Origin of the sequence: Kitasatospora sp. NPDC059817, assembly GCF_042731835.1 — a bacterium.
In the GTDB taxonomy this organism is placed as follows: Bacteria; Actinomycetota; Actinomycetes; order Streptomycetales; family Streptomycetaceae; genus Kitasatospora.
In genome coordinates this window covers 32,127-47,669 of the sequence record NZ_JBHWIR010000045.1, presented here as the reverse complement: position 1 = coordinate 47,669, position 15,543 = coordinate 32,127, and the positions used below count along the sequence as shown (strand labels likewise).

7 protein-coding genes are annotated in these 15,543 nt (G+C 70.8%); 5 read left to right on the top strand and 2 right to left on the bottom strand.

The window, feature by feature from the left end; all coding sequences use genetic code 11:
- The first annotated feature begins 183 nt into the window (after positions 1–183).
- The 5 genes from ACFV61_RS12695 (at position 184) to ACFV61_RS12675 (ending at position 10,166) form a co-directional block, all read left to right on the top strand.
- The gene (locus ACFV61_RS12695) at positions 184–921 is read left to right on the top strand and encodes a VIT1/CCC1 transporter family protein (protein WP_380491553.1); all 738 of its coding nucleotides are present in this window, start codon (positions 184–186) and stop codon (positions 919–921) included.
- A gap of 439 nt (positions 922–1,360) precedes the next feature.
- Positions 1,361–5,962 (top strand): glutamate synthase large subunit, encoded by a 4,602-nt coding sequence (gltB, locus tag ACFV61_RS12690; protein WP_380491559.1) that lies wholly within the window; start codon positions 1,361–1,363, stop codon positions 5,960–5,962.
- Positions 5,955–7,415, top strand: coding sequence for a glutamate synthase subunit beta (locus tag ACFV61_RS12685; RefSeq protein ID WP_380334110.1), 1,461 nt, complete (start codon positions 5,955–5,957; stop codon positions 7,413–7,415). Before gltB ends, ACFV61_RS12685 begins: the two co-directional genes overlap by 8 nt.
- 342 nt (positions 7,416–7,757) lie before the next feature.
- A complete protein-coding gene (locus ACFV61_RS12680; protein WP_363368552.1) occupies positions 7,758–8,624 on the top strand; it encodes a helix-turn-helix transcriptional regulator in 867 nt (288 codons plus the stop codon).
- Between the two features lie 84 nt (positions 8,625–8,708).
- Positions 8,709–10,166, top strand: coding sequence for an aldehyde dehydrogenase family protein (locus ACFV61_RS12675; protein ID WP_063347158.1), 1,458 nt, complete (start codon positions 8,709–8,711; stop codon positions 10,164–10,166).
- Positions 10,167–10,281: 115 nt separating this feature from the next.
- On the opposite strand, the gene ACFV61_RS12670 is transcribed toward ACFV61_RS12675, so the two are convergent.
- Both ACFV61_RS12670 and ACFV61_RS12665 read right to left on the bottom strand, forming a co-directional pair.
- The gene (locus tag ACFV61_RS12670; RefSeq protein ID WP_380491551.1) at positions 10,282–13,428 is read right to left on the bottom strand and encodes a discoidin domain-containing protein; all 3,147 of its coding nucleotides are present in this window, start codon (positions 13,426–13,428) and stop codon (positions 10,282–10,284) included.
- A 312-nt stretch (positions 13,429–13,740) separates the two neighbouring features.
- A partial coding sequence (locus ACFV61_RS12665; protein WP_380491549.1) for a bifunctional metallophosphatase/5'-nucleotidase occupies positions 13,741–15,543 on the bottom strand: 1,803 nt, incomplete at its 5' end.

Here is a 15,543-nt window from a genome sequence, read left to right as displayed (position 1 = left end):
GACCCACACAAACACACACCCCCACCCCCCCCCCCCGCGTCGACCCCCCCGCCGGCCCCGCGCGCCCGCGCACCGCCCCCCCCCCCCCCCCGAAGCGCTGTTCGGACAGCCTTACTTTGCTGGAAATGCGCAGGTCAGACGGTCTACGGTCGGGGCAGACGAATCGAACGGAGGGGAACTGCCGTGAGCGCGACCACCCTGGAGCCCGAGGCCGGGCACCACCCCCGCATACCCGCTGCCGGGCACCACCGGGACGTGAACGGAGGCTGGCTGCGGCCAGCCGTGTTCGGGGCGATGGACGGCCTGGTCTCCAACTTCGCGCTGATGACCGGAGTGGTCGGCGGCGCGGCGTCCAGCGGCACGGTGGTGCTGACCGGGCTCGCCGGGCTGGTGGCCGGCGCCTGCTCGATGGCGGCGGGGGAGTACACCTCGGTGGCCTCGCAGGCCGAGCTGGTGCAGGCCGAGATCGAGGCCGAGCGGCTGGAGCTGAGCCGCAACCCGCACGGCGAGCTGGCCGAGCTGGCACAGCTGTACATGGCCCGCGGGGTGGAGCCGGACCTCGCCCACGAGGTGGCCCGGCAGCTGTCCGCCAACCCGGACCAGGCCCTGGAGATCCACGCCCGGGAGGAGCTGGGCATCGACCCGAACGACCTGCCGTCACCGTGGGTGGCCGCCGGGTCGTCCTTCGTCTGCTTCGCGGTGGGCGCGCTGCTGCCGCTGCTGCCGTACCTGCTGGGGGCGACCTCGCTGGTGCCGGCGCTGCTGCTGTCGGTGGTGGGGCTGTTCCTGTGCGGCGCGGTGGTGGCCCGGGTGACGGCGCGCAGCTGGTGGTTCAGCGGGCTGCGGCAGCTGGTGCTGGGCGGGGCGGCGGCCGGGGTGACGTACCTGCTGGGGTGGCTGATCGGCGGGCACGTCGGCTAGGTCCTGTGCGGCCGGGGTGTGTGTGACGACCCGGAGGAGTGCATGACTATGCCGGGCAGTGGGTGACGTTCCACACACGGCCGCCGGGCGGCGCCTGGCCTAGTCTCACCATCCGGGCCTCGGGGCCGAGGATTCGCATCCGTGGGTTAGCCGTCGGGATCGATTCACAGGCGTCCTTGATCGTCCCGTGTGGCGATCGGGTTTCGCCCCTGTTTCAGGCGGCCGACCGCCGGGCACAATCGAGGGGACGCGCATTGTGGCGCGTCCTCTCATTCCCCCCTTGACCTGCGGATCAGTCCGCCATGTGGACGAGATATTCCACTTCCCGGGATCTTGGGCATCATGTAACTTGCACGAAATCGCATCAGGGCCAACGTCGTCCCTCCTTGCACCACACAGCCGAAAGACGACGACGGGAGAGCCGATGCTGCCTGCATCCATGCACTCCGCCAACGAGCCCCAGGCCGGCGCAGCCCGCCAGCCGTACGCGCTCGTTCCGGATGCGCGACCTACCGCTCAGGGCCTGTACGACCCGCGAAACGAGCACGACGCCTGCGGCGTCGGTTTCGTCGCCACGCTGACCGGCATCGCCGACCACACCATCGTCGAACAGGCGCTGACCGTCCTGCGCAACCTGGAGCACCGCGGCGCCACCGGCGCCGAGCCGGACTCCGGTGACGGCGCCGGCATCCTCACCCAGATCCCGGACGCCTTCCTGCGCGGCAAGGTCGACTTCGAGCTCCCCGCCGCCGGCTCCTACGCGGTCGGCATCGCCTTCCTGCCCGACGAGGACGCCGCCGACGCGGACGCCGTCGCCCGGATCGAGGCCATCGCGGCCGAGGAGGACGTCACCGTCCTCGGCTGGCGCGACGTCCCCGTCACCCCGGACCTGCTCGGCGCCACCGCCCGCAGCGTCATGCCGCGCTTCCGGCAGCTCTTCCTCGCCAAGGACGGCCTGGCCGGGATCGAGCTCGACCGGACCGCCTTCGTCGTCCGCAAGCGCTCCGAGCGCGAGGTCGGGGTCTACTTCCCGTCGCTGTCCGCGCGCACCATCGTCTACAAGGGCATGCTGACCACCGGCCAGCTGGAGCCCTTCTTCCCCGACCTGTCGGACCGCTCCTACGCCTCCGCCGTCGGCCTGGTGCACTCGCGCTTCTCCACCAACACCTTCCCGAGCTGGCCGCTCGCCCACCCGTACCGGTTCGTCGCCCACAACGGCGAGATCAACACGGTCAAGGGCAACCGCAACTGGATGAGCGCCCGCGAGTCCCAGCTCGCCACCGACCTCATCCCCGCCAACCGCAACGGCCGCGGCCTGGAGCGGATCTTCCCGGTCTGCACCCCGGACCACTCCGACTCCGCCTCCTTCGACGAGGTCCTGGAGCTGCTCCACCTCGGCGGCCGCTCGCTGCCGCACTCGGTGCTGATGATGATCCCGGAGGCGTGGGAGAACCACGCCACCATGGACCCGGCCCGCCGCGCCTTCTACCAGTACCACTCCAACCTGATGGAGCCCTGGGACGGCCCGGCCTGCGTCACCTTCACCGACGGCACCCAGATCGGCGCCGTGCTCGACCGCAACGGCCTGCGCCCGGCCCGCTACTGGATCACCGAGGACGGCCTCGTCGTCCTCTCCTCCGAGGTCGGCGTGCTCGACATCGACCAGGAGAAGGTCGTCAAGAAGGGCCGGCTGCAGCCCGGCCGGATGTTCCTCGTCGACACCGCCGAGGGCCGCATCGTCGGGGACGACGAGATCAAGTCCTCCCTCGCCGCCGAGCACCCCTACGCGGAGTGGGTCGGCGCCGGGCAGATCCAGCTCGCCAAGCTGCCCGAGCGCGAGCACATCTTCCACACCCACGCCTCGGTCACCCGCCGCCAGCAGACCTTCGGCTACACCGAGGAGGAGCTGCGGGTCATCCTCGCGCCGATGGCCAAGACCGGCGGCGAGGCGCTCGGCTCGATGGGCACCGACTCGCCGATCGCCGCGCTCAGCGAGAAGCCGCGCCTGCTGTTCGACTACTTCGTCCAGCTCTTCGCGCAGGTCACCAACCCGCCGCTGGACGCCATCCGCGAGGAGCTCGTCACCTCGCTGCTCAGCAACCTCGGCCCCGAGGGCAACCTGCTGGCCGCCGAGGCCGCCGCCTGCCGCTCGGTCGGCATCACCTTCCCGGTGATCGACAACGACGAGCTGGCCAAGCTCGTCCACATCAACCACGACGGCGACCAGCCCGGCCTCAAGGCCGTCACGCTCTCCGGCCTCTACAAGGTCGCCGCCGGCGGCCAGGGCCTGGCCGCCCGGCTGGCCGAGATCGCCGCCGAGGCCGACGCCGCGATCGCCGACGGCGCCCGGATCGTCGTGCTCTCCGACCGGCACTCCGACGCCGAACACGCCCCGATCCCCTCGCTGCTGCTCACCTCCGCGATCCACCACCACCTCATCCGCACCAAGCAGCGCACCCAGGTGTCGCTGCTGGTCGAGGCCGGCGACGTCCGCGAGGTGCACCACGTCGCGCTGCTGATCGGCTACGGCGCCGGCGCCGTCAACCCGTACCTGGCCATGGAGTCCGTCGAGGACCTCGTCGCCCAGAAGGTCTTCATCCAGGGCGTCGAGGCCGAGAAGGCCATCAAGAACCTGATCAAGGCGCTCGGCAAGGGCGTGCTCAAGGTCATGTCCAAGATGGGCATCTCGACCGTCGCCTCCTACCGCGGCGCCCAGGTCTTCGAGGCCATCGGCCTCTCCCAGGAGCTGGTCGACGGCTACTTCGCCGGCACCACCACCAAGCTCGGCGGCATCGGCCTGGAGGAGATCGCCAAGGAGACCGCCGCCCGCCACGCCAAGGCCTACCCGGCCTCCGGCATCCCGGCCGCGCACCGCGCGCTGGAGATCGGCGGCGAGTACCAGTGGCGCCGCGAGGGCGAGCCGCACCTGTTCGACCCGGACACCGTCTTCCGGCTCCAGCACTCCACCCGCAACCGCCGGTACGACATCTTCAAGCAGTACACGGACCGGGTGAACGAGCAGTCCACCCGCCTGATGACGCTGCGCGGCCTGTTCCAGCTGGACGCCCTCGGCCGGACCCCGATCCCGGTCGAGGAGGTCGAGCCCGTCTCCGAGATCGTCAAGCGCTTCTCCACCGGCGCCATGTCGTACGGCTCCATCTCCCTGGAGGCGCACGAGACCCTCGCCATCGCGATGAACCGCCTCGGCGGCAAGTCCAACACCGGCGAGGGCGGCGAGGACCCGGACCGCCTGTACGACCCGCAGCGCCGCTCGGCCATCAAGCAGGTCGCCTCCGGCCGCTTCGGCGTCACCTCCGAGTACCTGGTCAACGCCGACGACATCCAGATCAAGATGGCCCAGGGCGCCAAGCCCGGCGAGGGCGGCCAGCTGCCCGGCCACAAGGTCTACCCGTGGGTCGCCAAGACCCGGCACTCCACCCCGGGTGTCGGCCTGATCTCGCCGCCGCCGCACCACGACATCTACTCGATCGAGGACCTGGCGCAGCTCATCCACGACCTCAAGAACGCCAACCCGGCCGCCCGCATCCACGTGAAGCTGGTCTCCGAGGTCGGCGTCGGCACGGTCGCCGCGGGCGTCTCCAAGGCGCACGCCGACGTGGTGCTGGTCTCCGGGCACGACGGCGGCACCGGCGCCTCCCCGCTGACCTCGCTGAAGCACGCGGGCGGCCCCTGGGAGCTCGGCCTCGCCGAGACCCAGCAGACCCTGCTGCTCAACGGCCTGCGCGACCGCATCGTCGTGCAGACCGACGGCCAGCTCAAGACCGGCCGCGACGTCGTCATCGCCGCGCTGCTCGGCGCCGAGGAGTTCGGCTTCGCCACCGCGCCGCTGGTCGTCTCCGGCTGCATCATGATGCGCGTCTGCCACCTGGACACCTGCCCGGTCGGCGTCGCCACCCAGAACCCGGTGCTGCGCGAGCGCTTCTCCGGCAAGCCCGAGTTCGTGGTCAACTTCTTCGAGTTCATCGCCGAGGAGGTCCGGGAGATCCTCGCCGAGCTGGGCTTCCGCACGATCGAGGAGGCCGTCGGCCACGCCGAGCACATCGACGCGGCCGCCGCCATCGACCACTGGAAGGCCGCCGGGCTCGACCTGGCCCCGCTCTTCCACGTCCCGCAGCTGCCCGAGGGCGCGGCCCGCCACCGCACCACCTCCCAGGACCACGCGCTCGACAAGGCCCTGGACAACCAGCTGATCACGCTCGCCGAGGACGCCCTGGAGCGCGGCGAGACCGTCCGCATCCAGCTGCCGATCCGCAACGTCAACCGCACCGTCGGCACCATGCTCGGCCACGAGGTGACCAAGCGCTACCGCGGCGAGGGCCTGCCCGAGGGCACCATCGACGTCACCTTCACCGGCTCCGCCGGGCAGTCCTTCGGCGCCTTCGTGCCGCGCGGCGTGACCCTGCGGCTGGAGGGCGACGCCAACGACTACGTCGGCAAGGGCCTCTCCGGCGGCGTCGTGATCGTCCGCCCGGCCCGCGACGCCGCGGCCATCGGCAACGACGCGCAGAACCACGTCATCGCCGGCAACACCATCGGCTACGGCGCCACCTCCGGCCGGATCCACCTGCGCGGCAAGGCCGGCGAGCGCTTCGCCGTCCGCAACTCCGGCGCCACCCTGGTCGTCGAGGGCGTGGGCGACCACGGCCTGGAGTACATGACCGGCGGCCGGGTCGTCATCCTCGGCGAGACCGGGCGCAACCTGGCGGCCGGCATGTCCGGCGGCATCGCCTACGTCCTGGACCTGCGCCCCGCGAACGTCAACGACGGCCTGGTGGGCATCGAGGCCCCCTCCGCCGCCGACCGCGACTGGCTGCGCGAGACCGTGCAGCAGCACTACGAGGAGACCGGCTCCACCGTCGCCGCCGAACTCCTGGCCGACTGGGGCAGCGGGGTCTCCCGCTTCTCCACGATCATGCCGACCGACTACAAGGCAGTGCTCGCCGCCAAGGACGCCGCTGAGCGCGACGGCCTCTCCGAGGCCGAGACCACTCGCAAGATGATGGAGGCGGCTAATGGCTGACCCCAAGGGCTTCCTGACCACGCCCAAGCAGCTGGCCGAGCGGCGCCCCGTCGACGTGCGCCTGCGGGACTGGAACGAGGTCTACGTCGAGCGCAGCCTCCTGCCGATCATCACCGAGCAGGCCGGCCGCTGCATGGACTGCGGCATCCCGTTCTGCCACAACGGCTGCCCGCTCGGGAACCTCATCCCCGAGTGGAACGACCTCGCCTACCGGGACGACTTCGTCGGCGCGATCGAGCGGCTGCACGCGACCAACAACTTCCCGGAGTTCACCGGCCGCCTCTGCCCGGCGCCCTGCGAGTCGGCCTGCGTGCTCGGCATCAACCAGGACGCGGTGACCATCAAGAACGTCGAGGTCACCATCATCGACAAGGCCTGGGACCGCGGCGGCGTCACGCCGCAGGTCCCGGAGCGGCTGTCCGGCAAGACCGTCGCCGTCGTCGGCTCCGGCCCGGCCGGCCTGGCCGTCGCCCAGCAGCTCACCCGGGCCGGGCACACCGTCGTCGTGTACGAGCGCGCCGACCGCGTCGGCGGCCTGCTGCGCTACGGCATCCCCGAGTTCAAGATGGAGAAGCGCCACATCAACCGCCGCGTCGAGCAGATGCGCGCGGAGGGCACCCGCTTCCGCACCGGCGTGCACGTCGGCGAGGACATCACCGGCCAGCAGCTGCGCGAGCGCTTCGACGCCGTCGTCGTCGCCGCCGGCGCCACCACCGCACGCGACCTGGCGGTGCCCGGGCGCGAGCTCAAGGGCGTCCACCAGGCCATGGAGTACCTGCCGCTGGCCAACAAGGTGCAGGAGGGCGACTTCGTCGAGTCGCCGATCAGCGCCAAGGGCAAGCACGTCGTCGTCATCGGCGGCGGCGACACCGGCGCCGACTGCGTCGGCACCGCCCACCGCCAGGGCGCGGCCTCCGTCACCCAGCTGGAGATCATGCCGCGGCCCTCCGAGGAGCGCCCCGGACACCAGCCCTGGCCGACCATGCCGATGACCTACAAGGTCACCTCCGCGCACGAGGAGGGCGGCGAGCGGATCTACTCCGTGAACACCACCCGCTTCACCGGCGACGAGGACGGCAACGTCCAGGAGCTGCACCTCGTCGAGGTCGAGTTCAAGGACGGCCGCTTCGAGCCCGTCCCCGGCACCGAGCGGGCCGTCCCGGCGCAGCTCGTCACCCTGGCCATGGGCTTCACCGGCACCGACGTCCGCAACGGCCTGGTCGAGCAGCTCGGCGTGGACCTGGACGCGCGCGGTAACATTGGCCGCGACGGCCGGTTCGCCACCAATGTCGATGGCGTCTACGTCTGCGGAGACGCCGGCCGCGGTCAGTCGCTGATCGTCTGGGCCATCGCGGAAGGCCGCTCGGCCGCAGCCGCGGTGGACAAGTACCTCGGCGGCAAGACCCCACTGCCGGCCCCGATCCGTCCCACCGACCGCCCGCTGGTCGTCTGACGGGCCGACCGGCCCCCCGAACCCCCGGTGCCGCATCGCCGGGAGCTCAACCCGCTGCCCCCGCCAGAGTCGCCGGGCCAACGCGGTCTCCTGGCGCCTGCCCTCTTCCCCGACCAGTTGGAGGGCGGGCGCCGTCGCGTTCCCCCGCCTTACCCTGAAGCTGGCGGGCCCGTCAAGGGTCGTGTCAACTCTCAGACATTTCCCAGGACTTGGGTCTACCGTAGGCCCGTTCCGGACGCCGCGCGGGAGGGCCTGACCGGACGGACTGTTGTTCGCCGGTGCCAGGTGGCAGACTGCCGCCGACGGCCGGGGGGCTGCTGCGCGAGTGCGGAGGTTGACGCGATGAGCACGACTCAGACAAGCGGAGGCGCCACGGTACGGCGCCTGCTGCTCGGCACCCAGCTGCGCAAGCTCCGCGAGGCCAGGGGCGTCAGCCGCGAGGAGGCCGGCTACTCGATCCGCGCCTCCGAGTCCAAGATCAGCCGGATGGAACTCGGCCGGGTCGGCTTCAAGGAACGCGACGTCGCCGACCTGCTCACCCTCTACGGCGTCGAGGCCGAGCAGGAGCGCGCCACCGTCCTCGGACTCGTCCGGGACGCCAACGCCACCTCCTGGTGGCACGAGTACGGCGACGTGCTGCCCGCCTGGTTCCAGAACTACGTCGGCCTGGAAGAGGCCGTCGCCGAGATCCGCAGCTACGAGGTCCAGTTCGTCCACGGGCTGCTCCAGACCGCCGACTACGCCCGCGCCGTCATCGCCGCCGGCGGCCACGTCACCGACCCCGGCGAGATCGAACGCCGCGTCGAGGTCCGGCTCAAACGCCAGGCCCTGCTCACCGCCGAGAGCGGCCCCCGCCTGCTCGCGATCCTCGACGAGGCCGCGCTGCGCCGCCCCTGGGGCGGCCCCGAGCTGATGCGCAACCAGATCGACCGGCTGCTCGAACTCGGCGAACTGCCCAACGTCCGGCTCCGGGTGCTGCCGCTGGGCTGCGCCGGACTGAGCGCCGAGAGCGGCGCCTTCACCGTGCTCGGCTTCGCCGAACCCGAACTCGCCGACGTCGTCTACGTCGAACAGTTCACCACCGCGCTCTACCTCGACAAGCCGGCCGAGGTCGCCGAGTACCGCCACGCCATGGAAGGACTGCTCGCCGACAGCCTCGACCCCGAACAGACCCGGCAGCTCCTGTACTCCGTACGCCAAGAGCTGTAAGACGTCAGTACGATGATGCCCAATCAGACCGGGCCGTAGCGGCTCGCCCGCCGACGTTCCCCGAACCGGCACGAGAGGGATCAGATGTCGTACTTCTCCGAGTTGGCGCTGCAGTACATCGACGGCGAATGGTGCAGCGGCAGCGGCTCCTGGGACATCGTCGACGTCGACCCCTACACCGGCGACAAGCTCGCCACCATCACCGTCGCCACCATCGCCGAGGTCGACCGGGCCTACCGGGCCGCCGAACGGACCCAGAAGCAGTGGGCCGCCACCACCCCCTACGCCCGCCGGCTCGTCTTCGAACGCGTGCTGCGCCTGATCGAGGAGCGCGAGGAGGAGATCACCCGCGCCATCATGGCCGAGCTCGGCGGCACCGCGCTCAAGGCCGCCTTCGAACTCTCCCTGGTCAAGGACATGCTGCGGGACTGCCTGCGGGTGGCCCTGGGCCTGGAGGGCCGGCTGCTGCCCTCGATCACGGAGGGCCAGGAGAACCGCCTCTACCGGCTGCCGGTCGGCGTCGTCGGCGTGATCAGCCCGTTCAACTTCCCGCTGTACCTCTCGATCAAGGCCGTCGCCCCCGCCCTCGCGCTCGGCAACGGCGTGGTGCTCAAGCCGCACCAGGAGACCCCGATCGTCGGCGGCACCCTGATCGCCCGGCTCTTCGAGGAGGCCGGCCTGCCGGCCGGGCTGTTCAACGTCGTGGTCACCGACATCGCCGAGATCGGCGACGCCTTCATCGAGCACCCCGTGCCCAAGGTCATCGCCTTCACCGGCTCCGACCGGATCGGCCGGCACGTCGCCACCGTCGCCGCCGCCAACTTCAAGCGGACCGTGCTCGAACTCGGCGGCAACAGCGCGCTGATCGTGCTCGACGACGCCGACCTCGACTACGCCGTGGACGCCGCCGTGTTCAGCCGCTTCGCCCACCAGGGCCAGGTCTGCATGGCCGCCAACCGCGTCCTCGTCGACCGCTCCGTCGAAGCCGAGTTCACCGCCAAGTTCGTCGCGAAGATCTCCTCGCTCACCGTCGGCGACCCCAAGGACCCGGCCACCCAGATCGGCCCGCTGATCAACCCCGTCCAGGCCGACACCATCACCGCCCAGGTCGACCAGGCCATCGCCGCCGGCGCCACCGCACTGCTGCGCGGCACCACCGTCGGCAGCCTGATGGAGCCCGTCGTCCTCACCGGCCTGGCCGAGGACGCGCCGATCCTCCAGCGCGAACTCTTCGGCCCGGTCGTGCTCGTGGTGCCCTTCGACGGCGAGGACGAGGCCGTCCGGCTCGCCAACGACAGCCCCTTCGGGCTCAGCGGCGCGGTGCACACCGGCGACGTCGAGCGCGGCGTCCGGGTCGCGCACCGGATCGAGACCGGCATGATCCACGTCAACGGCGGGACCATCGCCGACGAGCCGGCGGTGCCGTTCGGCGGGGAGAAGAACTCCGGCATCGGGCGGCTCAACGGGGAGTCCACGGTGGACGCGTTCACCACCGTGAAGTGGATCTCCGTCCAGCACGGGCGTACGGCCTTCCCGTTCTGAGCGTTCTTGTTCTGATTTGGCGCTGCCGTTTTTGACGGTGCCGCCTTTGGCGGTGCTGCTTTGACAGCGCGAGGCCCCCGGCGGATGCCGCCGGGGGCCCGAGAGCGGTCCGGGGTCAGCTCACGCCGAGTTCACCGAGCTGAAGGTAGTAGTCGCCGAACTGGTCGGCGCTCAACCGGGTGCCGGTGACCTTCACGTACCGGGCCGTGGTCGGAGCGAAGGTGAGGACCTGCGGCGCCGCGCCGGGGCGCGGCGTGCCCGTCCGGGTGGCGACGGTCGACCAGGTGGAGCCGTCCGCCGAGACCTGGACGGTGTAGTCCACCGGGAAACCCAGGCCGGTGTTGGCGCCGTCATTGCGCGGGGTCAGGCTCACCCGGCTGATCAGGCTGGGGCCCTGGAGGTCCACGGTGACCCACTCGTTCGCACCAGGCCCGGCGGAACGGGCGCTGCTCCAGCCCATCGAGTAGTCGAGGGTGGAGTTCGCGACGCCGTCGTTGACCGCGGCCGGCCGCCAGCTGTAGGGGCCCGCCGAACTCGACGCCAGGACCGGCCGGTTGACCGCAAGCTCGCCGCCCGCCGCCTCGACCTCGGCGAACTGCATCCGGTACTGGCCGTTCGGGTCGGTGCCGAGCCTGGTCCCCGTCACCCGGACGTAGCGCACGTCGGCGGGCTGGAACGGGAAGGTCTGGACGGAGGCGTCCGACGGCTTCGGGTAGTTCTTGCGGTCGGCGACGGTCGACCAGGTGGCGCCGTCCGCGGAGACCTGGATGGTGAAGTCCACCGGGAAGCCCTTGCCGGCGGCCGCACCGTCGGCGCGCGGGTGGAGGTCCACCCGGCTGATCCGCCTGGTCGAGCCGAGGTCCAGCTGCGCCCACTCGCTGTGGTCCGCGTTCACGCCGGCGTTGCTGCTCCAGCCGTTGGTGCCGGTGGCCAGGCCCCGGCGCCCGTCGGTCAGCGCGGCCGTGCTCCAGCCGTCGCCCTCGTACGTGCTGGAGGTGACGACGGCGGCGTTCTCCGCCGGGTCGGTGCCCGGGTTGAGCCGCACGTGCTCGAAGCGGGCGGACGCCCCGCCGGTGGCGAGGCCGAAGCCTCCGACCGGGTAGCCCTGGTCGGTCACGGTGAGCAGCTGGACGGCCCCGGCGTACACCTTGATCGTGCCGCCCTGGGCGGACACCCGCAGGCTGACCGTCTGGCCCGGGGTGTAGCCCGGCACCTTGGCCGATGCCAGCGGGACGCCGCTGCGGTTGACGAACACCTCGCCGGTGTTGCGCAGCGCGACCAGGTACCCGGTCTGCGACTCGGTCGGGTTCTGGTTGCGGACCACCATGCCCGCCCAGTTGGTGTCGCCGCCGTCGGGCCTGACACCGGTGATCCGGACGTCGACGGAGGCCGAGACGTCCTGGTACGCGCGCCCGGTCAGCCCGGCGACCACGTCCCAGCCGGAGTTGGCGTCACCCTGCACGTACCCGCCGTCCCCGGCCGCCGACCAGGAGCCGCGGACGGTGCGCCAGGAGGCGTCCTTGTCCGCGCCGAAGTCGTCGGTGAACGGGAAGGCCGCGTCCGGGGCGGGGGAGGCGAGCGCGTCGAGGATCTGCCGGTGCCGCTGGTCGGCCGCCGCGCCGGAGGTGGAGAAGCTGGTGGTGCCGCTGATCAGCGAGCCGATGAGCGCGCGGGCCAGCACCGGCTTGGTGGCGGAGAGCTGGTGCAGCAGCTCGTAGTCCTGGATGCCGGCGAGCAGGGCCTCGCTGCGGACGCTGTCGTAGACGCCGTAGGTGGCCTTGTTCGGACGGACGAGGTAGAAGTCGCCGTCCATCCCGCCGTTGAAGGTGTCGAGGGGGGCGTAGTTGTTGTTCGGGTCGGTCCAGATGTTCCAGCCCCAGTGCAGGAAGCCGTTGCCGCCGGCGGACGCCACCATCCACGGCGTCAGCCGGGAGTCGGACAGCGGGTAGCTGATGTAGCGGTTGAGGTGCTTGTCGGTGGGGTTGTTGCAGTAGTAGAGCCAGAAGTCCTTCCCGGAGAGGCGGAGGTTCTGGTAGTACGCCATGTTCTCGTCGTACTGCGGCCCGCCGATGGAGGTCACCGTGCTGAGCGAGCCGTCGATGCCGGGGACCGGGCTCTGGCGGGACTCGTTGCTCAGCCCGGCCGGGAACGCGCGCTTGTAGTGGTCGTAGAGCCACACCGCGCCCCGGATCTGCACGTCGTCGGCGGGGTTGGGCTCGTCGACGGCGCTCATGTAGAAGACGTCGCTCCAGCGCCGCCCCGGGGCACAGGTCGGCCCCGCGTCCAGGCACTTGGTGTCGAGGTGGTCCTTCAGCGCCTTGAACACCGTGTCCAGGTACGTGCCGGCCGCGTCCGAACCGGCCTGCTGGAACACCTTCTGGACACCGCCCCGGCCGTCCGGGACGAGGGTCTCCAGGTTGCTGCTGCCCTCCAGCAGGGTGGGGGTGTAGATGTACTGCAGGGCACCGGCGTCCTGGAAGGTCTGCAGGAAGCGGTCGAAGTTCTTCCAGCTGAAGGTCAGCTTGCCGTTGGCGTCCGACGTGGTGTCCGGGATGGACAGGGCCTGGAAGTCGGCGTAGACCACGTTGTTGCGGTGCTTGGCGTGGTCGGCGGCGAAGTTGGTGATGACCTTCCACCAGTCCTCGTCGAAGGCCTTGACCGGCGCGCCCGAGCCGTCGCTCTTGGTGTACTGCGCGGGGATCGAGGCCTCGGTCCAGTTGTAGTCCCAGCCGACCGAGGTGAACCAGTTGTTCATCCGGAACGTCGAACGGTTGGCCGGCGGCACCGCCGCGTCGTACACCGTCACCGAGACCGGGACGTCCACCGCGCCGGCCGAACTCTGCACGGTGGCCCGCCCGGTGTAGACGCCGGGGGCCTGCCCGGTCGGCACCGCGACGCTGTAGTAGTACGGCTGGGTGGTGTTGGCGCCGAGGCTGTACGGGGTGTTCTCGACCAGCGCGTCGTAGTAGCTCGTCCCGCCGTCCGGGGGCTCCTGGTGGTCGTTGCCCGCCCAGCCGGTCTTCTTGTCGACGTTCGGGTGGTTGTACTCCCGGTTCACGGTGATCCGCGAGGCCGGGATGGTGGCCCCGCCCGGACCGGCCAGGTCGCCGGGGACCAGCTGGAGGCCGGTCAGCTGGGCGCCGGAGCGCACCGCGATCTGGGCCGCCTGGGTCTCGTTGCGGGCGGCGAACAGGTCGACCCGCTGGGTGGCGCGGCCGGGGACGGCCGAGGACGAGAAGACGTGGTCGTAGCCGCTCTCCACCCACACGGACGGTGCCGTGGCCGCGGATGCCGACCCTGGTGACAGGGGAGCCAACAGGGCGCCGAGCAGGGAGGGTATGAGAACCCTCGCAGTTTTTTTGCCCACCGTGTCCCTTTCCGGATGTTATGTAATTGGCATGTTGTGAAACTTCGTTGAAGGATAGTCAGGTTACGGAGCGACTGAGTAGACCCGATGTGACGACGGAGTGACGGGCCCGGACGCGACGGAGTGACGGGCCCGGACACGACGAAGGAGCCCCGGCCGCGGCTGCGGCACGGGGCTCCTCGGTTCAGCGGAAGAGGGCCGGGCGGGCTAGAACACCGGCTGGCCGGCGCGCACCAGGCGCCAGGAGTCGGTGAAGAAGTCGGCCGGGTCGATGACGCCCTTGGCCTTCACCCAGGCGATCATCGTGTTGCGGATCTCGTCCGAGTTCGACCAGACCAGCTTGGCCTGCGCCACGTGCGGGAAGTTGCCGCCGCCGTTGGCACGGTAGTTGTTGACCGCCAGGACGAACTGCGCGGCCGGGTCGATCGGCTTGCCCTGGAACGACAGGTTGACGATCCGCTTGCCCTTCGGCTGCGCGATGTCGATGTCGTAGCTCAGCCCGTACAGCGAGTCGTAGTTGTAGTCCGGCGTGGTCTCCGCACCGGTCAGCGCGTCCTTGTCGACCGGCGCGCCCGGGGCCAGCTGGTTGTAGTACTTGGCCGAGAACTCCAGGTAGTCCTTCAGCTGCGCACCCGTCAGGACACGTGCCTCCAGGGTGTTCTCGTAGATGTACAGACCCGCCGCGTCGCGCAGCTTCACCTGGCCCGCCGGGATCAGCGCCGTCCGGTTGAACGGCGCCGCCTGCGCCAGCACCGGCAGGTTGGCGTACTGCCCGCCCGCCAGCGCCGCCTTCACCGCGTCCGCCTGCACCCGGCCGATCAGGTCGATGATCGGGGTCGCCCGGAACCGCGCCTCGGCGATCGACAGATCCGTCTTGCAGGTGCCGATCTGCTGGTTGACGTACGCCACGACCTTCTTGTGCTGCTCGGTCAGCGCGTCCACGATCTCCGGGTTCTCCGGCACGGTGTTGGAGTTCAGCACCCGCGAGGACACCGAGAGGACCTTCCACGCGCCGTCGGCGAACTCGACGTCGAAGTCGAAGCAGCTCAGGCGCTGGCCCCAGCACAGCGGCTCGGAGAGCACCACGGTCTTACCGGTCTTCTTGTTGACGATCAGCCGCTGCGCCACCTCCTTGTGGGTGTGGCCCACCAGCACCGCGTCGATGCCCGGAACGGTCTCGGCCATCTCACCGGAGGCGTCCTCGGGCCAGGGCAGCTGGTCGCCGTAGGTGGTCGGCTCGTCGATGCCGGAGTGGGCGGAGACGACGATGACGTCCGCGCCCGCGGCCTTCATCCGGGGAACGTACTTGGCGGCCGTCTCGACGATGCCCGGGAAGACCATCTTGCCGGTGACGTTGGCCTTGTCCCAGATCGCGATGCCCGGGTTGGTGAGGCCGAGGATGCCGACCTTCAGCGGGGTGTCCTCGTCCAGCCACACCTCCTTGATCACGTACGGCTTGAAGGCCGGCTTCTCGTTCTTCGCGTGCAGCGCGTTGGCGCCCAGCAGCGGGAACTCCAGCTGGTCCTCGAAGGCCTTCAGGGTGGGGATGCCGTAGTTGAACTCGTGGTTGCCGAGCGCGGCGGCGTCGTAGCCCATGAGGTTCATGGCGACGGCCATCGGGTGGTCGGGCACGTTGTCGCCGTCGGTGGCGATCGGCTCGATCCGGGCGTAGTAGTAGGTCAGCTGGGTGCCCTGGATGATGTCGCCGGAGTCGATCAGCAGGCAGCGGTCCCAGCCCTTCTCCTCGCGGACCTGGTTGGCCAGGGTGGAGATCTTGGCGAGGCCGACGTCGTTGTGCGCCTTGTCGGCGTACACGGCGTCGGTGAAGTAGTCCCAGTTGAGCACCCGGCCGTGCAGGTCGGTGGTGCCCATGACGGTGAAGGCCTGCTTGCGGCCCTTGCGCTTGCCCTTGGCGGGCGCCGGCGCCCGCCCCGCCGCCCCAGCCCCCGGGGGGGCGGCGCCGCCAGCACCCCCCCCCCGGGCGGCGCCCGCCGCGGGGGGGGCGGGCCC

Excerpts from the sequence above, each read along its gene's own strand:
- gltB (WP_380491559.1), top strand. The coding sequence starts at position 1,361 with ATGCACTCCGCCAACGAGCCCCAGGCCGGCGCAGCCCGCCAGCCGTAC.
- ACFV61_RS12685 (WP_380334110.1), top strand. The coding sequence starts at position 5,955 with ATGGCTGACCCCAAGGGCTTCCTGACCACGCCCAAGCAGCTGGCCGAG.
- ACFV61_RS12680 (WP_363368552.1), top strand. The coding sequence starts at position 7,758 with ATGAGCACGACTCAGACAAGCGGAGGCGCCACGGTACGGCGCCTGCTG.
- ACFV61_RS12675 (WP_063347158.1), top strand. The coding sequence starts at position 8,709 with ATGTCGTACTTCTCCGAGTTGGCGCTGCAGTACATCGACGGCGAATGG.